The organism is Desulfonatronum parangueonense (genome assembly GCF_054656975.1).
Genome location: NZ_BAAHXH010000003.1, coordinates 4,283,918 through 4,309,163, shown reverse-complemented (window position 1 = coordinate 4,309,163; position 25,246 = coordinate 4,283,918). Strand labels below are relative to the sequence as shown.

Below are 25,246 nucleotides of genomic sequence, written 5' to 3'. Positions count from 1 at the left end.
CACTCCATCCATTATGCCAAAACTCACACTTCCCACACCAGCCGAATCCAAAAATGAACCAACGAGGCCTTCGGACAACACCCGCCCGATCATCATAGCCGGACTGCTGATTATCCTGGCCTTCTTCGGAGGTCTTGGCGCTTGGGCGTCCATGACCACCATCAGTGCCGCGGTCATCGCCCAGGGGGAAATCAAGGTGGACACCAACCGCAAAACGGTTCAGCATCTTGAAGGCGGCATCGTCCGTGAAATTCTGGTCCGTGACGGCGACCGCGTCAGCCGGGGCCAGCCGCTGATCCGTCTGGAGGCCGAACAGGTCAGTGCGGCTTACGACCTCCAGCAGGGGCAACGTGATCAGCTCATGGCCATCAAGGCCCGCCTGGAAGCCGAGCGTGACCGAGCCGTCCGTATTTCCTGGCCCGCGGACCTCCTGGATCGTCGCGACGAATTCAACGTTGCCGCGATCATGGAAGGTGAAGAGAAGATCTTTCAGGCCCGTCGTTCAGCCCTGCAAAGCCAGACAAGCCTGCTCCAGACCCAGATCGAGCAGCTTCAGGTCCTGATCCGCAGCCTGGAGGAACAGGCCGAGGCCGTGGCGCGGATCATTGCCTCCCTGACCGAGGAGATCGAGTCCAAGACCATTCTCATGGAAGGCCGCTTCCTGGAGCGATCGCACATCATGGAACTGACCCGGTCCCTGGACGGCCACCGCGCCCGTCAGGAACAGCTCATCGGCGAGCGGGCCCAGACCCGTGAAAGAATTGCCGAACTACGCCTGCGCATTCAGGATTTGAATGCGCAATATCTTCGTGAGGCTGTAACCAGTCTGGGCGAGACCCAGAACGCCCTGTTCGAACTGGAAGACCGCCGCCGGCCCACGGTGGATCAGGCGCGAAGGCTTGAAATCAGCTCACCGGACGATGGCGTTGTGGTGGGGCTGAATGTCCATACCGCCGGCGGCGTTATTGCCCCGCGTGAGCCGCTGATGGATATTGTACCCGGAGACATGCCGCTGATCGTGGAGGCCCAGGTTGATGTCAACCGGATCACCGAAGTTCACATTGGACAGCAAGCCGAACTGGTCCTGACGGCATTCAAACAGCGCACCACGCCTCGGGCCCAAGGCACTGTGATCTTTGTCTCTGCTGATCGCCTGACCACCCAGACTCCCTACGGCAGCTTCCCCCACTATTTGACCCGGATCTCCATTGACCGCGAATCCTTGTACAGAGCCATTGGCGACCCCGGCATGCTTACGCCGGGCATGCCCGTGGAAGTCTATATCAAGACCTATCCCCGAACAATTCTCCAGTACCTTATGGAACCTGTCGCCGCCGGCCTGCGCAAGGCGTTGCGGGAGCAATGACATTCATGACATTGCGTTGGTGACCTGCACAGTGACTGGTTACATCGGGAGGCAACGATAACAGCTATCCTCGAACGTACATATAGTCAGATCGTACTCAGTCCAAATTTTGGAAGGATGCCCCCGTGACCCGCAATACTTCTTCCAGTGAAGTCACTCCTTGGATGACTTTTTCCAATCCGTCTTGCCTCAGCATCCGCATGCCGTTTCGGCATCCGGCTTCACGGATGGATGATGAACTCTTGTTCTGCAGGATCAGCTCACGAATCTGATCGTTGATCATGAGCAGCTCAAATATGGCGATACGTCCCTGATACCCTGTCATCTTACATTGCGTGCAGCCCATTGGCTGGTAGACTTCCCGCCCTCCCATTCCCGTGAGTTGGAGTTTGAATTTTTGAACTAAAAAGGCGTCGAGCACTTGGGACCTTTTACAGTTGGAGCACAGCACGCGAACCAGTCTTTGAGCCATCACCCCAAGAACGGAAGAGGAGAGGAGATAGTCTTCGACTCCGATCTCCATCAAGCGCGTGAGAGCACCCGCTGCGTCGTTGGTGTGCAGCGAAGAAAACACCAAATGGCCGGTTAATGCAGATTGAATGGCGATGTCCGCTGTTTCCTTATCACGAATTTCGCCGACAAGAATCACATCCGGATCCTGACGAACTATTGACCGCAACCCGGATGCAAATGTCAGCCCCGCCTTGGGATTGACCTGGATCTGGTTGATCCCGTCCAGTTCGTACTCCACCGGATCTTCAACCGTTATGATCTTCTTTTCCAGAGAGTTGATGGAACTGAGCGCAGCGTATAGGGTTGTCGTCTTGCCGCTTCCTGTCGGCCCTGTCACCAGGATGATCCCATGGGGGTAGCGAATGAGATTCTCGAATAGACTGAGCTCTGTCTGAGGGAATCCAAGTTTTCTAAGGGAAAAGGAGATGTTATCCCGTTCAAGGATACGCATCACCACCCCCTCTCCGAACATGGTGGGTAGGCTCGAGACACGCAGGTCGATGTTCTTTCCCGCCAATCTCGTCCTGATGCGCCCATCCTGAGGAACCCTTCTCTCGGCGATATCCAATTTCGCCATAATTTTAATTCTCGTAATCACTGCCTGATGCAAATGCATGGGCAATTCGAGAAACTCCTGCAAAATTCCGTCTACCCTGAATCGCACCCTGACCCGATCCTCAAACGGCTCAAAGTGGATGTCGCTGACCTTCTGTTCAACAGCGCTGGTCAAAATCTGGTTTACCTTTCTTATTACCGGCGCTTCGGAAGCCAGGTCACGCATTTGCTCAAGATCTTCAACCGCACCATACGAAGACGATTCGTCCTCGGCAATTCCTGTTTCGCCTTTGTTCAACAAAGCGTCATGAAAATACTGATGAATCCACCCCTTGATGTGTTCTTTTCTGGCCAACAGCAGCGTGTATCGCCGTTGAGGAAACTTTTTTTTCAATGCGTCCAGAACGAGATGGTCGAATGGATCGTTGACAATGGCGAGCAACTCTTCCGCATTCATGCTGAGCGGCAGAAAGGAGTGCTCTTCCATGAACAAAGGAGCAAAAGACGCAAAGGGCGCGGGATCAAAATCATCAGGAAAGTTGTCCAGAAGAGAATACCCAAATGCTGAAGCTGATACCTGGAGAAAGTCATCTTCGGAAACAAGGCCAGAACGGATCAGAAGTCGGTAAATGGGCTCTGAACCATCACGCGCCGTCAATACTCGCTCAATATCCTTGGGAGAGACAAGTTGACGCTGGACAAGCAATTCAACGATGTTGGGCATGGCTGATAGGACGAAATTCTGCTCTGCAGAGCGATAAATGTGAGAGGTGGTATGTAATCAATGCATGGCAGCCTTGACTTCCTCGAGACGAGCCAAAAAGTCACGAGTGATGAACTGGCTGTCTGGTTCGCTGAGAATGACATGGGGTGTAATGAAAATCATTAATTCACTGTTTTCAAATCGGTTGGCGCTGTAACCGAAAAGGTATTTGAGAATGGGAATGCGGTTCAAACCAGGAACTCCTGAAAATGCATCATTCCGGGCTTGACGAATCAGCCCGCCGATGACGATGGTCTGCTGGTCATTGACGGATACCGTGGTCTGTGCATTTCGGGTGGAGATACTCGGCGCCTCCACCCCACGAACCGGCTCATTGAGGAGTTCACTGACCTCCTGCGTAATATTCATCCGCACCATGCCGTGCTTGTTGATTTGAGGGGTGACCTTCATGATGATTCCGGTATTTCGATATTGAATTGTTGTCTCCCTTGACGGCCTCCCTGGAATAACCTCGTCGTATCGTTCTATCGTCGACGTCGGGATGGGCACCTCCTTGCCGATATTTATTGTCGCCTCTTTGTTGTCAGACGCCAGCAGGGTAGGCGTTGAAAGTATCTGCGCATTGCCGGACCTGGATAGAGCCTGCAGAGATGCTTTTAACACATTGGAACTTTGAACCATGTATGTCAGTCCGGAACCAATCAATTGCGGGGTCGCCATCGCGCCCACGGCCCCTAATTGAGAATCTAGAGCAACACTCCCAAAAGTGAAGTCACGCTGCATGTCGAAAAGATACCGCCACTCCACGCCCAACCGAACATCCTCGCTCAGATTGACTTCCGCAATAACTACCTCGATGAGCACCTGCTTCGGGTACTGATCCAATTGTTCAATGACCGAGAGAATTCGAGCATATTCAGCGCTGGTACTGCGGGTCAGGATGGCATTGTTGGTCTCATCGACCACAAATATTACCTCATCAAAAAGCCGGCCTGCCGTGGAAGTGGCTCCTGCTTTTGTATCCGAGCCACCTCCTGCCTCCTGCCCAAAGAGACCGGCTGTTGAGGGGGACGCATTTCCCCCTGTGCGGTTGCCATTCGAATCGCTGGCACGATTCCCCCCCCCCCTTCCGGAAAAAAGGTTGCTCAAAGACGCGGCGATGTCTTCGGCTCTACCGTACTGAACATAGTAGACAAATACAGTATCTCCATGCTGCTCTTGGAGTCTCTCAGGAATTTCCAAATCCATATGGGCAGTCCATGCCTCCATTAATTCGAGCACCTGGTTGTTTCTGGCCAGCACGACCAACGTATTTGTTCTTTCCAGGGGCAAGAAAGATACCCGGGCGAAAGGTCCTCCATGTTCCCTGTTCAATCCGAGGGCTTTGGCCGCATCCTCAAGCAAAGGAATGGCATCCACGGCATTCATGTGCCGCAACGTGTAAACCCCAATTTTGATGTCGGCGAACTCACTCACGTCAAAAGCTTCGACCAAGCGGGTCACCTTGCGCAGGACGTGCGGGAAATCAGAAACAAGAAGGATTCCTCGCTGTTCTTCGACATATACCTGGGCCCCCTTTGAAAGGTATGGCTCCAGAATATTGGACATTTCATGCGCTGAAATGAAATATAATCGAAAACCCTGAATGATTTGCCCCCTCCGAAGGGTCGCGTCATTATCGAAAAGCACAAGGCGGTCGTCTCCGAAATGTCGTGGCATCTCAGACTGCGGCAATATCTCCCAAATACCACCATCTTGCATGATCCCCGCACCGTGAATGCGCAACACGCCTTCCAGCAAGTCTAGAAGCTGGTCCCGGTTGAATACATCTTCCACGGACAAAGAAACACGACCCCCGACGCCGGGATGAAGTACGTAGCCATCTTCAAGCAAGTGCATGAACAGACGGATTACTTCAACCAAGTCGGCGTCATAAAAATTGAAGGAGACCTCCACGAGATCACCGGTCAATTCCACAGCGGAGCGGGGTTGTTCAACTTCCCTGGAAGGATCGCTATCCAGAACTTGCTGTAATCTTCGGCTGAATAATCTGTTGCTTGCATCCAGATCGCGTAAAAGCTCGTCAAGCTGAGCCCGTCTGTCTTCTACAGGAAACAATGCCATTTCGTGGTCCATGCGATCATCGGTTTTCACTTTGCCCTGCAAAGTGACGGGAGCCGGAGCCTGGTCACGAATTGACGGCTCCACAATAGCGCATGAAGAGCACAGTAGGCTGAAGAGCAAAACAAGAAGGATGGTTCTCATGGTGTCTGTTGTGGAATGGGGCGATAGATTGGACCGAAAGGAGTCATGATTTTACGCATTTTACCCTCTTCAACGAGTTGCTCCATCTCTTCATGGTTCTGAATGGGAATCAAGGGCGGCGGTGCGTCTTGCGGTTCTGCTGATGAATCCCCCTCACTTGTCGACCTGTCCCCCTGGAAGGTGGATGGTGAAACAATGCCCGCCTGATCCTTGTGCCGAGCCGAGGGAGACGAGATTATTGTCGGACCCTGCTGGCCCGGAGGAAGTTCTCCATCCCTACGGGCTGCGACTCGGTGATGATCATACAAGCTGATTTCGAATGATCTGCCCGAGGTATCCACCAGAATCGCATTCTCCTTTTCAATGCTCACGACTTCAAAAGAAGGACCGTCTCCGGCTTCACCATCCCAAACTCGCTCCCCTTCACGCAGGAGACGGTGCTTGTTGTTCCCGGAGAGATCGCCAAAATAGAAAATGCCGACCCTGTTTTGCGAGGAGACCTGGGTTCCGTAGAGTCTGATGTTGGATGTCCTTAGTGGAGGGGTTGACGGTGGCGGAGGGGGCGCTCCGACAGTCAAAGGCGGCGTCCAAGGCCGTCGTTCGGGAGAAAACAGATTATCCGCTACAATGGGCACATATCTCTCCATGTCGACCATTCCGTTCCGTGAAAGAAGTTGCTCGACCTTCTGATCCATGATCGGCGGCAATTCTGATCCTCCATGGAAATGACCGGGGACGGGACGGCGATTCTCTGCTTGAAAAACAAAAAAGGCGATCGCCAGAAACAGCACCGCAGCGAACAACATGCTCACGACTGTCAATCCACGTGGGGAGATATCAACCCGTTCCTTCATAGCGCGGTCACTGCGGCAAGCTGTGCATTGAAGGTGTAAAATCGACGTTCGGTCGGACCTGATTGCCGTATCTCAACTTCATTGAAGAAAATAAAGCGAGGATTGGTTTCAACTGCAAGCATAAAATCCTTGATTGCGGATATCTCCGCTCGGGCATTTATCATGAGTCGCAACAGGAGCACTCCGTCACGCTCAGTCCGGGGCAGCATACGCATACTGACGATATTGATCCCGCTGCCACTGGATAATTCATTGACGATATTTTGGAACATTGCTTCGGAGAGAGGCGGGGAAGCCGCCCTAACTAGGTGTTCCCGCGCCAGACGTTCCTGAAACGCTTGAAGGAGTGCGGTCTGCTCGGCATACTCGTCGCTTCCGGCGATCAAGCGCTGCAAATTGCGATACTCCAGGGCTCTGATCTCCAGGCGTTGGTCGAGTTCCCGCCCATAATCGACGATTATGGACCAAACATAATTCGTCATTACAAGGAACCCGAGCACGAACGTCATGCCCAGAAGCGCTCTCATGCGTTGCGTCGGCTCGGCAAGCAGCCCTTTGATTCGATGACCGGCATTGGGTAACGTCATGTTGAAAAGGCAGTCAAAATCACGAGCTAGGGGTCCAGTGAAGCGGAGACGTGAAACGTGTCCTTGTCTCCGGTTCTTGTTACCGGGGATTCCAAGCGTACTTCCCGGAAGCGCGGCGAGTTCTCCAGGGCTTCAATCACGGCGGCGGCGGAATCAGCCACGCCCTGGATGCGTAAAATATTTCCTGAATAATTCAATGAAGTCAGCCAGACAGCTGCATGCAGGCGTGAGGTTGTTTCCAGCAACACGTCCGACAGCTTTGTCTGATTTTCAACAAGATGACGGAGGTCGTGCAAAAACAAAACAGCACTCTCGTTCTGGTCCCGAAGGGCCAGTTGCTGTTCGCCTTCGTGACGGATAGCGGCAATATTTCGTTCAAGAGCCGCAACTCTGGCGAACTTTCCATACAAATGCGCTGCGGGAATGCTGAACAGGCTGATCAAAAAAACGGTCAGGGCGGCAACCTGGATCCAGGCCAGTCTGGAGCTGTTCCGCAGGATCCTGTCCCCGCTGGAGCTATGAATCGCTCCGGGTAGGGTACGCAGATCCCTTGGAAAACGCATTTCGGATAAAAGAGCCGGAAAGACGGACGCATCGGAAAAAGCAAGTGCTTTTGCTGCCTCGCTCCGGTCAAAACCACCAGCGCAAAGGTATGCGGAAGTCACTCCTGGGGCAAGGTTGTCTCGCAGAGCCTTGACCTCTTCCAACGCACCATCAGCACGTCCGGTACGAGTGGAAGGCAATTCGTCCCAATGATAAAAACCGGTATTGCCATTATACACGCAAACGGTTTCCGTACGTGCATGATTTCCAGCAATGTAGAGTCCGTCCCGACCATGTAGCACGGCAAAACCAAAAACCGCCGGAAATATCGCTGAGACGGGAAGATCACCCACAACACGCAGAGAGTCGTTCAATTCCTCGCGCGGTGAAGCCAAAGCTGTCACCGCTACATGCTTTTCTCGTCGGGCCGTCACTATCCAGGCAACTTCCGTGGTGGCGACATCCACCGGCAAATGGCGCATCAAGGCGTACTTTACGGCTTGTCCAAGATCATCCTCTGCGGCAAGAGGCAATTGAAGGTTGACCATGGAAAAACAATGCAAAGGCAACCCTACCCCCCAAAGATCATCCGGTCTGGAGCCCAATCTTTTTCGTAGGAGCAAAACATCGTCAGATGTGGCCAGAGGCGTCTCTACCTCCGCATACTCTGCCCCCTTCCCCCACAGACCATAATAGCGACATCCGAGGAGCTTGCCAGGAAAGAAAAAGAGAAGAACGTTTGCTTGCGACAAGAGCGCTGCAACATGGTTGAACATGGTCTGCATTCATTAACAGTCTGTAGAAAAACTCACAATCCCCTCGTTGCGATAAACCCAGAACCGTACATACAGAAACTGCTAAAATCATTCTCGAATTGGACAAAGAAGACCTGGGCAATCGTACATATGTTGCGTCCTTTGAAATAGATACGAATAACAACCGGACAGCTTTATCATTTCCTGCGCAGGGATGTGTGAACCGACAACCTGACAAACAAATGGACTGTTCAACATTCAAACAAGCAAGACAGGCGTTCAACCGCTCCCGCTGACAATCCTTTCCACCCACCGGCCCGACCTTTCGTTTTCGTCGAGGAGTGCCGCTCGAATGGTCGCCCTGGAACTCTCCACTACTCCGAAATATTCCACGAACTGACTCATGAACGTCTGAGGCACGACATCGGCCAGATCGGCCATGCTCATGATGGGGCTCGATTCGCGAAATGCGACAAGAGCATGGACGATTTCTTCCGGAAAACCCTCTATCAGGGAAAAGGCCCTCGGTGAGACGCTATTCACATCAAGGATCGTATGGTGTCCTGTGACGCTGAGGAAATCAATCAAACCGGGATGATCATTCGTCCCATGATACAGTTCCGGCTCGACCCCCCGGACGAGTAGCAATTCTTCAAGGCTCTGCAGATCGTTGTTTTTCGGGTAATACGGGCGATCCAATCCGAGATAGAAATCAGATTCCGCCCCTTCTGGACGATGCAGGTCATCCGGATCGCGCCAATCCAAAAGGGAATTGACGACCATTGTCATTCTCTGCCCCGGCTCCACGCCGCAGGCTTCCAGAATACGCTCCAGAAGCGACTGAGGGATGGTGTTCACATTCAATCGTCCCGCCTCGGAAATGATAGTCACCAAAGCGGGATGTCCGTCGACATGCACACGATAAGGCTCATGCCGCGGATGAAGCAACTCCAGGGGACGTCCGGTGATCCACTCCATGAAGTCCCTGTCCTGCAGCAGGCTTTTGTTTGCCAAGTACTTCAAGTATTCGTGACGTCCCAGCTCCAGGGCTGAAAGCAGCAGAAGCCGGTCTTGGGAAAGGTCTCGGCTGACCTGCACGGAAAGACCTTTTAACCGAGCCTCAGTGGAATAGTTCAAAGCGAACATGGAAAGCAGAGCCGTGACCCATAAGACGGCCAACAGCACAAACCCGCTCCCGGGTTGCGCTCTCTTTACCATTCGAATCCCATCTTCCTGCCTGCATCCGATTTTGAGAATCACACTTGCCCCACGGAAACGTTCTTACAAGGTCTTCGCAGCCTCTATAATGCGCCCTGATGAGGTATGAACGCCCTTTCGATTTTCCGCCCTTCCAGTTCATATCTTACCAGAACCAGGCCGGGCAGTTCACGATCCAACCATTCCTCAAGGTACTCATTCTGCTCCGAAAAGTTATCCACAAGCGCCTCTTGCCCCCCCCCTTGAAAGGGCAGCGGCAACTCCCGAACATAAAGCAACTCAACATCGCTGAGCTTCTCCAAAAATACAACCGCGTTTTCGATGATTGCGGCAGATGGCCGCCAGTCGCGCCTGGAAACATCTCCGCTTGTCTGGAAAGCGTGCGCCTCCTCCAAGAGGGCCGGCTCCGGAACATTGGCTTTATACAACGCAACATCCCATCCTTCCTCGGGGTTGGGAAGCACGAACAGACACGCGAAAAAAAGGGCCTTTCCCTCTCTGGCCTGTGCGCCGAAACCGCCACGAGTCACGTAGAAAAGTGTTGACGGTCCTCCTGCGAAAAAAACGGTGTTCCCGCGCTCCCAGCGGGTATTGTATGGCGAAATTTCACGAAAATCCTGATCCAGAAGACGAAAAAACGCTTCTTCGCGTTGAACTGACGAGGTTTTCAGATCCTGTGCGTCCCAGACCCGTGATCCCATGGCAAAGGCCCAGTACAGCATCATCACGATCATGCCGGTAATGGTCATGGCCGTAATCAGCTCAAGCAGGGTAAAGCCCTTGGATTTTACGGAAGGCATGAACTTACTGCATTCTGGATTTGAAATCCGCGGACAGGAAGTCCAGGGGAAAAGAAACATAGCGCAGCAGTCTTGTGGGAGGGCTGAAACCGGAATCCAGAAACACTTCCATCGCGTACAGTTCCTGCTTCATGCGTAATGCGAAACCGTCGTCCATGGCCTCATCAGGCACATCCACCGGGCGCATGCGGATCCTCCAGCGCACGCCCTCGTGCTCTCCTTCCCAGGGGAAGTCATAATCCCGGATATCTAGTCGCTGCATGGCATCGAAAAAAACTGCCGCGGCGAACTGGTCCGAGGCAATGCCCCTGGCTTGGGCTTCCAAACGCATGCTTGCGGAAAAAAGCTGAAAAAAAACAGTGATGCTGAGAGCCGCGATGACCAGAGCCACCAGCGTTTCTATAAGAGTAAACCCGGATCCGGGACCGGAAACGGCTTCAGAGGAAGCCGGAAAAAAGGCTTCAAGCAAAATAAATCGAGACATCACCATGTAATGGAGGTTTCGCCTAGAACTGGGTCAACCAAGATCTTGATTTCTCGATCTTCGATGCGCAGAACAACCTGGGATCTCTCAGCGGAGCCGTCGGCAAAAAAATGAAAGACGGGCACAACCCCCCGGGACTCTCCCTCAGCGAGCACGAGCCGCACCGCATCCGGCAGGTTCAATGTTCTCTCGCGCAGCGATGAACGCAGCTCATGTCCTCTGACATCATACTCGCCAAGATTGTCCTGACCTTGGACCAGGGCGTGACTTCTTGAGGCGCGCATCCACTGATGCACGTCCCTTGCGGCGGATCGAAGCTGAACCATATCACGTTGTCGGAAGTTATATCCCAGAAAAAGGCTCATGGACATGGTCATGATCAAGACCACCACCAGTAATTCCATGAGTGTGAATCCCGGAGAAGGCCTCCGTTTCGGCGGGAGGAGGGAGGAGGACGTCATGATCAAAACGGGCGCAACGGCATGCCCCACGGATACTCGGGATCTGTCAGTTTTCCCAACTGCGGATGTCCGAGTCCTCTCCCACCCCACCAGGGCGGCCGTCTGCGCCCAAGGAAAGGAGATCGTAAGGACCATGATCGCCAGGGCTTTTGTAGATGTATGCGTTGCCCCAAGGATCTAGCGGCACATCCCGCGGCAGATAGGGGCCGTGCCAGCGCTCAACCCCGCTTGGCTGCTGTCGCAGGGCGCCAAGCCCCTGTTCCGTGGTGGGGTACCGCCCCACATCAAGACGATAGGCGTCCAAAGCCGTTCCCAGCAACTCGATTTGCGCCCTGGCTGTGTTCTGCCGGGACTTGCCCACGTGCTGGAAGAGCCGAGGGCCCACAAGCGACGCCAACAGGCCTAAGATGATCATTACGATCAACAGTTCGATCAGGGTAAAACCTTTTACTCTAACGGAATATCGTTCACTCGTCATGCCAACTGCTCCATTTCCAGTAAGATTGTACTATTGTGGGAGATCTGTTTGTGTTTTTGCCTCATTTCCCCATGCGCCATCTTATTGCATGAGCGCCCCCATCTTGTTGTACGCCCAGTCAAAGTGCAATGAGCGAATACCTTTTTATAACTTCGCACATTATGCTTACATGAGGTATACTATAGGCGACGCAGACATTGGGCATTTTCAACATCCAGCTACATTGCCAGTTCGTTTACGCTGAAAATAGCCAGCAACATGGAAACAACCATCATGCCGATGACCAAGCCCATTGTCAAAATCACCGCGGGTTCGAACAAAGATGTGAAGGACTTAATGGCGGCCCGGATTTCCTTGTCATAGATATCAGCCAGTTTGCGCAGCATGGACTCGATATTTCCCGTTTCCTCGCCGACCCCTAAAAGATGCACTGCCAGGGGAGGAAAAACCCCATGGCGCTGCAGGGCGGAAGAAAGCATCCTGCCCTGCTTGAGGTCCGTGTACACCTCGGTCAGGGATGACCGCAGCACTTGATTCATCACGACTCTCTGGACAATGTTCATGGCTGAAAGAATCGATACGCCGCTCCCCAGAAGCGTCCCCAGAGTCCTGGCGAACCGGGCGATCTCAATTTTTTTCTGGAGCGGTCCCAGGATGGGGAGTTGCAGTTTCAAGGCATCCCAGCGCCGGCTGCCGGATTCGGAGCGGATCAACGCGCGAGCGCCGAAAACAGAAACGATAATACCAAACAGCAAAGCCAGCCAATAATTTTGAAAAAACGTCCCGAAGGCCAACAGCACCTGGGTGGCCATGGGCATGGCCACGCCCAGATCTTCGAATATCTGGGCGAAGCGAGGCACGACCACGGTCAGCATGACCACGATGGAACCTAGGGCCGTCAGCGCAAGGATGACCGGATACACCATCGCGGAAAAAAGGTAGTCCTTGAGCTCCTGAATCCCGTTCAAATACTCGGCCACGCGCTCCAGAACAAGCTCCAGCACCCCTCCGGCCTCTCCCGCCCGGACCATGTTGATGAACACCGTCGGGAAGGCATTGCCCTCAGCCTGCAGTGCCTGCCAAAGTGTGCTTCCTTCCCGGATGCGATCCGCGATATTGCTGATGATGGCTTGAAATCTTTTTTTCTCAGTTAGTTCAACTAGAATAGTGAGACATTTGTCGAGAGGGATTCCGGCTCGAAGCAGTGTGGACAAATTTTCCGCAAACATGATCAAATCACGTGTCCTTGGTCTTCCGCTCCCAGACCCTCCAAAAATCGAACCAAGCGAGTATGAATGCCTCAAGGACACGCGGTTCGGTTTCCTTGCGGTAGGTGCCTCTGCACGGACCGGTGCTATGGACAGCGGAACATGCCCCTGCCTTTGAAGAGCAAGAGCGACGTCATGCTCCCCGTCGGCAGACATGACGCCCTTCAAGATCCTTCCGCTGGAGTCAACTGCTCTATATATATAGTCATCACCCACAAAAACACCTGCCCCAGGATCAAAAAAAACAGGCAGAATTCAACATGCCCGTTACAAAGTAATTGATCACTTCAACTACTCAACAAATTCAGAAAAGAAAACCACCCACCTCCCATTCCAATCCTACAACACCACGAAGAAAAAAGCTAAATACCCTACGAGTGCCTCAACGTAGCCGCGCTCGCCAAAACCAAGGGCAACACGAGGACCAGTGCTTGCGGCCTCTCACTCAAGCAGGCCAAGTATACATGGCCCAAACGATCAGAAGCTGTAAATGACATAGGAACGGGCTTGCCGCCTCCAGTCAATCTCGTAGCTCAAAAAACCACCACTCCAGCACTGATTAAGCCCCCCCACGATGATCGCGACTGTTTCGTGAAAATATGGTGTCCGGAAGGAACGTTTGACACTGCGAGGAAGACTGTTGCCGAGTTGCTGCCCCAACGGGCAAATCTGCCACAAAGCAACCTCCAACGGGTGCGTTTCCAATCGGGAAGCCACGCTAAATATGCCCGTCTCTCGTAGAGATAGCAGGACCTCTTTCATGGAGAATACTCTGGAATATTGGATGAAGCCAAGAACTCGTGAGGAAAATTTTGCGCATTCCAGGAATTTTTTGCCGGATCAACTTTTCTTATCCTGCACATATCTGCTCATTGAAGCATTCTTGTCGTCGATATTAATCTCATCTTCGTAATCTTTCGCATCGCCAAGTCAGCGGATTGAACTGACATTTCAAACTGATTGCACAAGACGAAATTTGAATTTTGCGAGTTCTTAATTTGTCGATCGTTTGCCGTTAAATTTTGGAATCCGATTTGCTTTAGTGTTTCGATTTGAAAAAAGCGCATCATCTCATACCAGTTGCGATTGAACAATAATTTTTATTATCCTTACACTAAAGTTATAACAATCGGTAGGTTTTTCATGTCCATTTCAGTTATTTTGAAATCACGATGCACGGTGCCATCGTCGGTATACTCTTGGAAAATACAATTTTATTTCTTTTTGAAAACTGTATTTTCTGGACTCATTGTCATCTTCCCATGGAATTCAGCTCTTGGAATGCAAAACGTAAAAATTGAAGTCGAATGGGAATACGTGGCACAGGATAACAATGAAATTTCAGGATTTCGACTTTATAATAATAATCAGATTGTCTGTGAAACATTCAATTCGCTAGACAGAATAATGCAGTGTTCGATAGACGCCAATGAAAGAGACACTTCATTCACCATGACTGCCATTTTCACTAATGGCTCTGAAAGCTTGCATTCGGAAGCGTATTTCATGTCGCTACCGGAATTGCCTCAAGACCCAGTAGATGTTAACCCTCCCAAACCTTCAGAGCCAGATAATAACATCACCCCCCCCAAATTGCCTCAACATCCCATAGAGGATAAACCGACCATCCCTTCCGAGCCTGATGATAACACAAGTGTAAAGGTGCCTGCATATTTTCACTGGCATTATCCCAGCAATACTTCTGTTACTTATGGCGAATTCCCGAACGGTCATTTCCATGTAGATGGACTGTCTCTCATGACCACAATTGGCGGTCTCAACGGGATCGCCTTAGGGAATGAGGTGACACGATCGGCAAGAGTTGAATCCACTTTGCAGTTCGCCTTTGAGCCGGATGTCACCAAAATAAATATCCAAGTTGCTGATTTTGACGGAAATACTACAATCACATGCTACGATCTTAATGGCAACATCTTGGATCAATTCAGTGTCCAAAACAAGGACATCCAGAATATTGACCTTTCACATTTAAGCAATGTACGAACACTCATTGTTCGAAGTGCCGCGGGTTTTGTAGGCTCGTTAGAATACCACATTGATTATGGCTCATCTGGTCTCACCAACAGTCAATGGTATACTGCATTCTATGTTGCGTACTGGGGTCGCGCGGGTGATCCTGCGGGTCTGGGTTATTGGAGGGATGAGGTAAGACAGGGAAAGTTGACCGTCCCCTGCGTTGCTGAAAATTTTGCTTTGTCCACTGAAGCCAAGGCTTTGTATCCATACCTCAATGAACCTGCTTCGGCTACCTACTACGATCGTGTATTTTTTCTACAAAGCGTTTATTCAAATCTGTTGAACCGGGAAATATCCACCGATGATCCTGGATTGACATATTGGGTGGATGAGCTAAGCCATGGCAGAACGACCCCTGGCGCGGTTATCGGCAACATGATCTATGCCGCCATACAATTAAATTCAAATGATTGGCTGACGATATGGCACAAGATACAGGTTGCGGAGTATCTAACTCAAATGATTCATGCACAGAACAGACCCTGGCAGGAAAGTGACCGTATTCTGGCACGGCAGGTTTTGGAAATGGTGACTGACGACCCCGCGTCAACGGAGGCGGGTTTCGAAAGAGTTAATAAAGCTTTTAACATATTGCCCCGCAATCTCAGCGATTGCGGGGCTGTTTGCAAATCTTCGACAGCCTCAGGATGTCCGGCTACCCCAACAACTGATCCACCCTCGCCTTTCCAAGCTCAACTGTGGCCGGATCATCCGTCACGTCCTGCAACGCCTGCCGGGCCAGATCAAGGTCGCTATCCATCCATACCCGCCCTTTGGCTTGAAACATTTCAGTAAAGTACTCGGCCACCTGTACCTTGTTCCAGATGGTCAGCCAGTCGGTTGCCCCGATTTGGATGGCCGCGTAGATCATGTCCCCGATCACCCGTCCGGGAGACAGACGCCCTTCGCGCAACTCGCCGACCCAATACAACACGCCTTCGTCATCCTCGGGAACCGACCGGTTGAGCAGGTTCTCGTAAACCGCCTGAACAAAAACCGTCCGCTCCCCATTCGTGGCCGTCTCCGGGGAGTTGAAGTACGGAAACATGGCCTTGGCTTCGGCGGACAGGGCAAAGTTTTCGGCCACGCCCACAACGTCCAAAGCCCCACGGTCCACCTCGCCCATCCAATAACTCAGGCCGGAAGGGTCGGCGGCACGGCCCCAGTAGGCGACGTAGAACGTGGTGATCCACTGATCCGTTGTCAGGCCTCCGTCAACATGGGAGTTGATCCAGTCCACGAACCGGGACACCCTGGCGTATACGCCGTAGCTGTCAGGATCCGCGCAGCCTTCACCCCAGCTGACCACGCCCACGAGCATGTGTCCGCCTCCTTCCAGCGACCGCACCAGCGGCCCCCCGCTGTCCCCCTGGCAGGAGTCCTGCCCGCCCAGCCCGGTTCCGGCGCACAGCATGTTGTCGGTGATCACGCTGTCTGCGTAAATCATGCTCTGGGCGCAAATGTCATTGTCCACAATGGGCAGATTCAGTTTCAAAAGATCGGACGAGGATGACCGGAACGATCTCGGTTTGGGCAGGGTCCAGCCCCAGCCCAGGACCGTGGACATCAGTCCGGGAGCTGCGTCCTGGTCAGAAGCAGCCAATTTAGCCACGGGTTGTCGGGACGAAGGACGGTTCAGCTTCAGCAAGGCGATGTCGTTGTCCGTCGTGAACCGGTCATATTCGGGATGGATGATCAAACGCTCCACCGGGATGCGCTCGAAATCGGGGGATGGCGACTTCAGGGACAACGTTCCCAGAACGGCATCGACTTCATCATATACTTCACCGGTCTCGTCATCCACGAAACAATGTGCCGCCGAAAGCGCCCAGGTGGGACTGATCAGCGTGGCTCCGCAATCGTGGGCGTCATACAGGTCGCCAATCCAGGGAATTGCCAGGGATATCATCCAGGGATAGGCTTCGGGATCCCGGACCACGTCCCCGCCGACAATGCGTACGCTGCCCCGATAGTCGGCGAGGGATTGAACTGGTGTACATACGCCCAACAACAAAACCAGCAGGAAAACAATGCCGCCCCAGACCTTGTTCGACATAATATCTTTCTCCTCTTCCACAGTTGCAGTGTTGCCGGCCATACCCGCTGAACCGGAGAAACAGGGGTTCATGTGTCGCACCTGCTTTGTCGCAATTACATATCCTGCTCCGCCCGATGTACCTTGTCCCGGATAGCCCGCCAATCCTCGCCTTGCGCCGTCATGGCGGCATAAATTATGTTTCCGATCACGGCTCCGGGAGTCGTCCGACCGGATTGCAGTTCACTTGTCCAGTAAGCGATCCCGGGATCATCCTCGGTCGTATCTCTGCCGAAGAGATTGCGGTACACGCTGCGCAGGAATTCATGGACTTGACTTGTGGATGCCGACTCCGGCGCATTGAAATAGGCATAGATTGCCCTGCTCTCATCCGACAAGGCGAAGTTCTCGGCCACGCCGGGAACTTCCAGAGCTCCACGGTAGACCTCCGCCGTCCAGTAGGCATGACCAGCGGCGTCCGGTAATCGATTCCAGTACGCCAAGTAGAAGGACGTGACCCACTGTTCGATGGTGAAGCCGACGGGGTCATTGCCCGCCCGGCGGTAGACGACGCCGGCGAAGCCCTCATCGAGATACCAGAGCGCCTCGCCCTGAGGCGTCATGCGGTCCGCTGCCAGAGCCTGCACGGACAGGGATGAGCCGGTCATCTTTTCCTGATTGGGATAACTGAACACGATTCCCTGATCGTCGCCGGTGAAGGCGGGCACACCGACCATGCCCGGAATTTGATGGACCGGAACCATGTTTCCGTTCAGCAGATTCAGGGTGATCACTGTGGATGTGTTGGACACGGGGTCATAGACGTCCATGGTCATCACGTCGTTGGTTGTGTTGGCAAGAGATGGATTGCCGATATGCAACCCGCTGGCGCTGCTGACCAGCGGATAGTTCATTCCCGTGGTCAGGTCCAAGGCGTAGACGGCCCAGGCCCCGATCCGGTCGCCGCCCACGACGTCGAAAACACTGAACGCATCATAGACCAGATGATTTCCATCAGCCGAGAAGGTCATGGTTTCCGCGAAACGGATCATATCCTTCGGAGGAGCATCGAAAAGCTGAACCCGCAACTGGTACTCGACGACTTCGCCGGTCCGGGCGTCCACAACCACGATCGTATTGGAAGGCTGTTCTTCATCCTGAAGCACGAACGCGTATTTGTTCCCGTCCGGACTCATGGAAGTGGAATAGACAAAGCCGGGCATGCCCAGTTTTTCGACGTCCTCCGACCCGTCGGTGACCTGAACGGCCATGTCGTCGTCGATGGTTACATAGGATACGAAGGTTCCATCCCGTGAAACCGATGGACGGATCGCGGCCGCGGGATACGAAGACAACTGGACGCCCTGGACCGGATCGCCCAAGGCTGCTTCCCGCCGTCCGAGAAATGTTCCTTCATGCGTGGCGAAAAGAAAGATGTCGTTGTCCGCTCCGGACAAGAAAGGAATATCCCTGGGGTCGCGAGGAGACACCGGTTCTCCGGAGAAGGCTGGATCATAAATCTCAACCATGTCGAATGCTTGCGCAACGATCAATGCTTCCGGCGACCCTTTTCCGTACAATTCCTCGGCAGAGGCGATGCAAGCCAGCCGGACGTCGATGAATTGCGAATTGCTGAGCAGGTGAACGGTATTGGCCCGGAAAAAAATGGCCGCGGCCCGCTCCAGGCCCATGGCGCCGGGCAGGGCCTCGGCCATCAGGTAGAAAGCGTGACTGACGATCATGTTGTTGATGTGCACTCCGCCGTGATCATCCGTGCCGATCATCTCCCACAGCGGATGATCTCGTCCCAGGTACTCACTCATCCTGCTGGGATAGACATAGGGAAGGTCAGGGGCAATTCGAATCGAACCGGGGTCGCTCAAAGAGCGCATGCCGCCATCCTCCGCAATGTAGCCCATGATCCAGTTGATCCTCCCCTTGGCCCAGGCATCCGCGGCGACCCCGAAGATGTCGCTCATGGCCTCGTTGGCCGAACCGGATTGATCCCGGTATACGAGATCGGATGTGGAGGAAGTGATGCCGTGGGTGAACTCATGGGCCACGACCCCCAGGTCCGCGACAAAAGGTCGGGCGTCACCGTAGCCCATGATCTTGTGATGCGGATTCCAGAACGCATTGTAGTAGTTCTGGCCGATCCGGGTGATGCCCACGAGGTCGTGTCCCTGGCCGTCGAAGGAGCTCCAGTCGTGGACCTGGTGAAAATAGTCGTATGTCAGGGACATGTTCCTGTGCAGGCTCAGACCGTCCGCCACCCAGGGACCCGAAGGCAAAGGGGCTGTGTGATGCCAGAGCGTCTCGCTGACAGTGTTCCGGGCATCCAGGGTCATGATAACGCCTGACTCTGCCGTCTGATCAAACATTGGCTTGCTGGTGTCCAGCAACACGTAGGCGTCGCCTTCTTTCAGCCCCATGACGGCAATCGGATCACCAAGAACTCCCGTGCCCGAGACAACACTCGAGACCCCGGGGATGGTGTTGTAGGCGTCGAGGACAAACCCCGCGTGGGCATCCACCAGGACCCGCCAGACCTGATCCAGCGAGACATGCAGCTCGACTTTCCACGTCAGGATCGCGGGCCTGTCCCCCGGAGCAAAGATGATCAGTTCCTCGTCAATGCCCACGGCCGACGGGTCCTCCACAACCAGGCCTGCATGGGCGATGACGGCGAAGGCGATTTCAATGGCCCGGAAGCTGTCCACCGTAGGCTTCAGAACCAACCGCTTGGGCGTGGGGGCATAGGCTCCGGAAAAGCGCTCAACTCTGCCGTCCGGGGTCAGACTGATCTGCCATTGGGCCGGCCAGACCGGAATATCCTTGTACTGCTGGGCATATCTGACATGAGCGCGTCCGGTGCCGTCCTGAAAATACCGGACCAGGGCCTTCTCACGGTCCGGATCGGCCAGGCGCAGAACATCCCGGTAAACATACAGAAAGTCGCCTGCCATCTCGAGGTGATAATCCTGGTCGTTCGGGCTCCATCCTCCGGCCTTGGTCCGGACCACGTCCCGGACAGGCATGACGATCTGTCTGGGCGTCTGGGCGCCAGCCTTCAGGATGATCTCATCGGGAATCTCCCGGCTGGACGTGTCTGCCCGCGTCGTTCGGACGGGTTTTCCCTCCGGGAGCCCCGCAATGCCGTTGAACGTGTCGCCGAGATAACCGGAAAGAGCGGCGCGCAGAGCCATAACCGTATCCCGCGGGTTCGCTGCGGAGGCATGACCGTCAGCAGCGGCCGCGGACAAGGCCGTGCTGATTCCCGCAGGCAACGGATGGACATGGATGTCATCGAGAACCGCGGCAGTCGCCAGGGTCGAGAAAATGACCAGTACCCAGAGCAGGAAAACCGAACCCAACCAGTGACGGAGACAGCGTCTCTTCATAAACACCTCTCTTTGAGAACTGTGACATGTAATTCCGCTATGCATCAAACGACATTGCCAAGTCAGCCTGTTGATGGAGACAAGGCCAAATGGGCATCAACAATCAACAAAAAATGCAGTTTTGAAAACTGTGATGGGGTTGCGGTTCTCGTGTTCAACACTGGGCGCAATCCGGCTGCCGATGTTCCGCAGTGCATCGGCAGGTGTAAAAAATGACCACTGAACCATCCTGTGCCGCCTCTCCGCTGAAGAAGCAGCAAGATGTTTTAAGCGTTCCGGCTCCCCTGAAGCATTGCGGAAGCCGAAACGCCCGACATCCCCGTTATGGCCTGGTGAACGTCAGTGGATTTTCGGATGTATGATACGTGAATCTTTCTGAAGTACCGAATACGAGGGACTTCATGATTTCCAAATCGTCATCAAATATGAAGGTGAGATAATCTCCGACAAGCTCCCAGGTTCCGCTGAATTCTCCTGTTCCTTCCGCCAGGACGATGGTGCCTGTTGCCCGGCCGTCCTCCATAAAAACCATCGTCCCGGCCCCATCATGTTCCGTAAAGTTCCACTCTCCCAATATGGTCGTCGGGGTCAAAGGTTCTCCGTCGAACTGCTGGAAAAACTGGTCGATCCTAACCTTGGCCGACACCAACGTTGCGGGATCGCCCTGTATGTAGTCCAGGGCATGCCCGGCCAGGTTCAGGTCGCTTTCCTGCCACATCCGGCCGCTGGCCTCGAAACGCTGGGTAAAATACTCGGCCGCCTGGATCTTGTTCCAGACGACAGCCCAATCTTCGCCGTCCAACTGGATCGCGGCGTGGATGATGTGTCCGATCACCGCGCCAGGAGTGGTATTGTCGGAGCGCAATTCCTGCACCCAGTAGACCAACCCGGCATCGTCCCCGGGCACGTCACGATTCAGAAGGTTCCGGTACACGGCTCGGACAAAGGCCGTTCGTTCCGCGTCAGTGGCCGTCTCCGGCGAGTTGAAGTACGGGTACATGGCCTTGGCTTCGTCGGACAGAGCGAAATTCTCGGCCACGCCGGGCACGTCGATGATTCCCTGACTTACCCGTCCAAGCCAATAGCTCAGACCGTCAGGATCTCCTGCCCGGCCCCAATAGGCCGCATAAAACGAGGAGATCCACTGGGCGTCGGTCAACCCCTGAGGCTCTGGCTCTGGATACAGAATGTGAATGTCCCGGAACAGGGCGTCGGCACGTCCCTCTTCCGCGTCAACGAGCACCAGGTAGAAGGGACTGAGCGAAAAATCGACGTCTTCATTCAATATACAGGTTTCGGTTCCATATTCCGCGGCAATAAAATGCATCTCATGACCCTTACGGGCTATTCCCAGCTGGATGCCGCTCTCCAGGGGATTGCCATGCACGGGGATGAAACCTTCACAAAGCGGTTCCTGGGATACTCGATCAATCACGACATATGAGACATTATATTCCCCTTCATAATGATAGATGAACATTACCGAATCGATCCTGTTGCCCTCGATGCTGTTGGCAAGCCGAGAGATGCGTATTCCCGCACGGGACGGCCCGCTCAACTCGTTGATGTCAATGGTCGCCGTCACACCGACTGCCCCTTCAAAGGGCTTGTACATATCTGCGTATGACTGCTCTTCAGCTGTCAGCACCACCTCGCCGGGACTTTGAATTTCAAATGCACCATCGTTGTCGATATATGATTCCCAATCGCTCAGGTCATTGACCCGCACCTGCTCGAAATGCTGAAGAGAAGATCCAGCTTCGGCCCGCACACTGTTGAGCCCCACGATGAACAAACACAGCAGCAAGACCAGAACGTGCTTTGAATAAAAAATCCCCTGTTTCATGTTGCCTCCAAGTGTTCAGGTTTCCGGTGTGAAACGGGCAGGATAAAAAAAAACGCCCGCTCCGGCCGATCAGGCGGAAACGGGCGTTGGACGATACTCTGATTCTCCAGAGCCGATACGGTTGAACAACAAAACACCTTACAGTAAAGAGATTCGCTGGAAATCAACCTGCTCTCACAATGTCATGATTAAAAAGGAAAACACAAAATTATCTTCCTGTGTGTATTGATATTGATGTCCCTATTTTGACTGCCTGTAGCTGATCACTGAAATCAGGTCAAGCGAATGCCGCAGACCAACTCGTGGAAACATTTGGTCACGGAAGCAGTCGATCCACCTCGGTTTTGCCTTCATCCACCGAGTCCGGATCATCCGTTACACCACGCAATGCCTGCCGTGCGAGCTCCAGATCGCCGTCCCGCCAGTGTCCTCCTCGCTTCCGGAATTGTTCCGTGAAGTATTCCGCCACCTGGACCTTGTTCCAGATGGTAGCCCAGTCCATGCCGTCCAACTGAATCGCGGCATGAATAATATTCCCGATGACAGCTCCCGGCGTAGTATTGCCAATGCGCAATTCCTTCGCCCAGTATTCGACTCCGGCATCATCGTCCGGCACGTCTCGGTTCAGAAGGTTCATGTACACGGCTCGGATAAAGGCCTCCCGTGCAACCGGCATCGTCTCTTTGCTGGAATACTCTCGATATCTTCTTCCTGCAAAACCCTGCCACGCGGCCACGGGACGGCCGTCCGCGCCGATGCTGATTCTCGGCAGAATATCCGGCGTCCGATTGTCGGGTGCGCCTTTTCCGGCACGCTCCATTTGTCACCGAGCCAGTGCACGGCGTACACGTCGCCCTGGATTCCATCGCTGCCGGAAAATACCATCCAGGCCCGACCTTCTTGATCCACTGCGAGCCACGGCGCCAAATCCGAACAGGTTTCCGTGGACAAGGTTCCCGGAGCACCCCACGCCCCATTGGCAAAAACTTTGTACCGGATCACGCCGTGTACTCCATTGAGTTCACTCCAGGCCACCCACACGGAACCGCGACGATCCGAAGCCACCGCGGGGAGGATTGCATCTTGCTCGCCGTCGGAAAGCAGCGCGGGTAAAGACCAGTTCCTGCCGTCATGACGGCTGAAATGCATTCTGTAGGTGCCGACGTCGTCGCGTTCCGCCCAAGCAAGGTATGAGTGCGGCACCCTCAGAAAGGGCAAACTGAGTTTCGCTCCCAAGCCCCCAGGTCATCGTCAACCCCCAAACGAGCATCCATCGTAAAAAAGGCGTTGCCCAAGATCATGATCGAATCTCCCAAGTATTCCGACGCAGCCATAGCCTATGTTGCTGCCGCGGCGAATCAGTTGCTAGAGGACTGAAGATATTCTCGAACTGCCACGATTTGTTACGGCATGAGCTGGTCAATCCAGGCCTTGCGCGCGGTGACCGTGGCTGGATCGCTGGTCAATCCCTTCAGGGCCTCGACCGCTGCATTCCGGGCATTTTCATTCCAGACGTACCCTTTCTGCTCGAAGCGCCAAGCGAAATAATTGGCCACCTCCACCTTGTTACGGATGATCAGCCAGTCCGTGGACCCGGCAGCCATGGCCGCGTTGATGATGTTCCCGATGACCAGCCCGGGCGTGCTTGCCCCGGTGCGCAGCACGTCGACCCAGTAGTTCAGGCCGGTGGTATCCGCGTGCCGGTTCAAGAGATTGATGTAGACGGCCCTGACGAAGTCGGCCCGTTGGGCGTCCGTGGCCTTGCTCGGAGAATGGAAATACGCATAAACGGCCCTGGCCTCGTCGGACATGGCGAAAACCTCGGCTACCTGGGAGACGTTCAGCCGTCCGGAGTTGATCATGTCCATCCAGTAGGCCAAGCCCTCCGGATCCGGACTGCGACCCCAGTAGGCCACGTAAAAAGCGTTTGCCCAGCCCAGATTGTTCAAAACCTCGGGCTGAGGATCCGGACTTGGCTGGGCGCCGGGCAGAGGCGGATCGGCCACGGCGGGGCATGTGCTCAGCCCATGTTTGCGACCGAAGTTCTGGGTCCAGTAATGCCTATACTGACTGGCGCTGTTGTGGACATATCCCACGCCGATGTCGCAGATGACGCTGTCCAGAATATTCTTGCGATGGCCCGGGCTGTTCATCCAGGCTTGATGAACTTCCACCGGCGTTGTCTGGCCCACGGCGATGTTTTCCCGGTACGCGTTCCAGACATATCCCGCGGCCGTGATCCGATCGCCGGGGTTGCGGCCGTCCAGGCTGGCGTGCGCGAAATAATTGCGCGCGGCCATGTCCCCGGAATGCTCCCGCGCTGCGGTTCGCAGCTTGTCGTCCCAGGCCAGGTCGTGCAGTCCGTTGATCCGACGCTCCTGGTTCACCAATCCGGCATTGTCCCACTCCACATTCAAAGGAGCCTGCCTGGTCCGCGAAGAGTTTGCCAAATCCGAGACGAAAACGACTTCCCGAATCACATGCGCATCGTCGTCAAGAGGCCTGATGTGAAACACCCGCCCATGCACGTGAACCTCCCCGGATATCGTTCTCCCACCCACGGCCAGAATTACCTTCGCAGGGGGCGTGTCCGTGCCGCGGCCCTGCCAGATACGGCTGCCCAGCACCTCCCGGTCCGCGGATACGCAGACCGCTTCCACCCGCACGTCGTCGAACAGGTTCAGCAGCACAGAACTGCCCGGTTCCATCCGGATCGAATCCGGACGCACCACGACCAGTCGCTGGCGCGGGACAAGGGACTGATCCACGGTCGGAACCTCCAGTGGGCCGGAATATGCCGCAAAAAGCGTTTCCGGAACATCCCCGGCTTCAGAGAATCCTCCGCTGAAAACAACCATGACCAACAAAATGATCCACAACCCGCGCGGCATGAATGTCCTCCTTGTAGTATTGGTGCGTACATGCACCGGTTGACGCAAAAGCTGGAACAACCTATCAAGACACGCCATCAGGCGCAAAAAAACAATTAAATCCGATCAAAACAACCAATAGCCTAAGACATTCCACCCCCATCTTCCGCCTCCATACGGCAATAG

The 25,246-nt window shown here is 54.2% G+C and carries 17 protein-coding genes and 1 pseudogene; 2 read left to right on the top strand and 16 right to left on the bottom strand.

What is annotated here, in order from left to right; all coding sequences use genetic code 11:
• Positions 1 to 13 precede the first annotated feature (13 nt).
• Positions 14 to 1,366: an HlyD family type I secretion periplasmic adaptor subunit gene (locus ACYQ15_RS19225; RefSeq protein WP_459939106.1), complete on the top strand. Its 1,353-nt coding sequence runs from the start codon at positions 14 to 16 to the stop codon at positions 1,364 to 1,366.
• Between the two features lie 97 nt (positions 1,367 to 1,463).
• Here ACYQ15_RS19225 and gspE read toward each other — a convergent pair whose 3' ends face one another.
• From gspE to ACYQ15_RS19170, 11 genes are all read right to left on the bottom strand, one after another.
• A complete protein-coding gene (gspE, locus tag ACYQ15_RS19220; protein ID WP_459939105.1) occupies positions 1,464 to 3,158 on the bottom strand; it encodes a type II secretion system ATPase GspE in 1,695 nt (564 codons plus the stop codon).
• A 57-nt stretch (positions 3,159 to 3,215) separates the two neighbouring features.
• Positions 3,216 to 5,423, bottom strand: coding sequence for a type II secretion system secretin GspD (gene gspD / locus ACYQ15_RS19215; RefSeq protein WP_459939104.1), 2,208 nt, complete (start codon positions 5,421 to 5,423; stop codon positions 3,216 to 3,218).
• Positions 5,420 to 6,235, bottom strand: coding sequence for a hypothetical protein (locus ACYQ15_RS19210; RefSeq protein ID WP_459939103.1), 816 nt, complete (start codon positions 6,233 to 6,235; stop codon positions 5,420 to 5,422). Before ACYQ15_RS19210 ends, gspD begins: the two co-directional genes overlap by 4 nt.
• A 38-nt stretch (positions 6,236 to 6,273) precedes the next feature.
• A complete protein-coding gene (locus ACYQ15_RS19205) occupies positions 6,274 to 6,804 on the bottom strand; it encodes a GspMb/PilO family protein (RefSeq protein WP_459939102.1) in 531 nt (176 codons plus the stop codon).
• Positions 6,805 to 6,890: 86 nt separating this feature from the next.
• Positions 6,891 to 7,955, bottom strand: coding sequence for a PilN domain-containing protein (locus tag ACYQ15_RS19200; RefSeq protein ID WP_459939101.1), 1,065 nt, complete (start codon positions 7,953 to 7,955; stop codon positions 6,891 to 6,893).
• A 486-nt stretch (positions 7,956 to 8,441) separates the two neighbouring features.
• Positions 8,442 to 9,347: a type II secretion system minor pseudopilin gene (locus tag ACYQ15_RS19195; RefSeq protein ID WP_459939100.1), complete on the bottom strand. Its 906-nt coding sequence runs from the start codon at positions 9,345 to 9,347 to the stop codon at positions 8,442 to 8,444.
• Positions 9,348 to 9,463: 116 nt separating this feature from the next.
• Entirely contained in the window at positions 9,464 to 10,180 is a 717-nt protein-coding gene (locus ACYQ15_RS19190) for a PulJ/GspJ family protein (protein ID WP_459939099.1), read from the bottom strand.
• Positions 10,181 to 10,184: 4 nt separating this feature from the next.
• On the bottom strand, positions 10,185 to 10,664 hold the full coding sequence (locus ACYQ15_RS19185; protein ID WP_459939098.1) for a PilW family protein: 480 nt from the start codon (positions 10,662 to 10,664) through the stop codon (positions 10,185 to 10,187).
• Complete coding sequence (locus ACYQ15_RS19180) at positions 10,664 to 11,068, bottom strand: pilus assembly FimT family protein (protein WP_487247221.1); 405 nt, start codon at positions 11,066 to 11,068, stop codon at positions 10,664 to 10,666. Before ACYQ15_RS19180 ends, ACYQ15_RS19185 begins: the two co-directional genes overlap by 1 nt.
• Positions 11,069 to 11,171: 103 nt before the next feature.
• Positions 11,172 to 11,603 (bottom strand): type II secretion system major pseudopilin GspG, encoded by a 432-nt coding sequence (gene gspG / locus ACYQ15_RS19175; RefSeq protein ID WP_459939096.1) that lies wholly within the window; start codon positions 11,601 to 11,603, stop codon positions 11,172 to 11,174.
• A 218-nt stretch (positions 11,604 to 11,821) separates the two neighbouring features.
• Complete coding sequence (locus tag ACYQ15_RS19170; RefSeq protein ID WP_459939095.1) at positions 11,822 to 12,832, bottom strand: type II secretion system F family protein; 1,011 nt, start codon at positions 12,830 to 12,832, stop codon at positions 11,822 to 11,824.
• A gap of 1,182 nt (positions 12,833 to 14,014) precedes the next feature.
• On the opposite strand from ACYQ15_RS19170, the pseudogene ACYQ15_RS19165 reads away from it, so the two are divergent.
• A pseudogene (locus ACYQ15_RS19165) lies at positions 14,015 to 15,097 on the top strand (DUF4214 domain-containing protein); the annotation flags it as partial.
• 466 nt (positions 15,098 to 15,563) lie between these two features.
• Here ACYQ15_RS19165 and ACYQ15_RS19160 read toward each other — a convergent pair.
• The 5 genes from ACYQ15_RS19160 to ACYQ15_RS19140 all read right to left on the bottom strand — a co-directional run bounded on the left by ACYQ15_RS19160 (position 15,564) and on the right by ACYQ15_RS19140 (position 25,081).
• Entirely contained in the window at positions 15,564 to 16,964 is a 1,401-nt protein-coding gene (locus tag ACYQ15_RS19160; RefSeq protein ID WP_459939094.1) for a trypsin-like serine protease, read from the bottom strand.
• Between the two features lie 95 nt (positions 16,965 to 17,059).
• Positions 17,060 to 20,344, bottom strand: coding sequence for a M4 family metallopeptidase (locus tag ACYQ15_RS19155; RefSeq protein ID WP_459939093.1), 3,285 nt, complete (start codon positions 20,342 to 20,344; stop codon positions 17,060 to 17,062).
• A 322-nt stretch (positions 20,345 to 20,666) separates the two neighbouring features.
• Complete coding sequence (locus ACYQ15_RS19150; protein ID WP_459939092.1) at positions 20,667 to 22,190, bottom strand: DUF4214 domain-containing protein; 1,524 nt, start codon at positions 22,188 to 22,190, stop codon at positions 20,667 to 20,669.
• Positions 22,191 to 22,506: 316 nt separating this feature from the next.
• Complete coding sequence (locus ACYQ15_RS19145; RefSeq protein ID WP_459939091.1) at positions 22,507 to 23,010, bottom strand: DUF4214 domain-containing protein; 504 nt, start codon at positions 23,008 to 23,010, stop codon at positions 22,507 to 22,509.
• 583 nt (positions 23,011 to 23,593) lie between these two features.
• Positions 23,594 to 25,081 carry a CAP domain-containing protein gene (locus ACYQ15_RS19140; protein ID WP_459939090.1) on the bottom strand — a complete coding sequence of 496 codons (1,488 nt, stop codon included), beginning with the start codon at positions 25,079 to 25,081 and terminating at the stop codon, positions 23,594 to 23,596.
• Between the last annotated feature and the right edge of the window lie 165 nt (positions 25,082 to 25,246).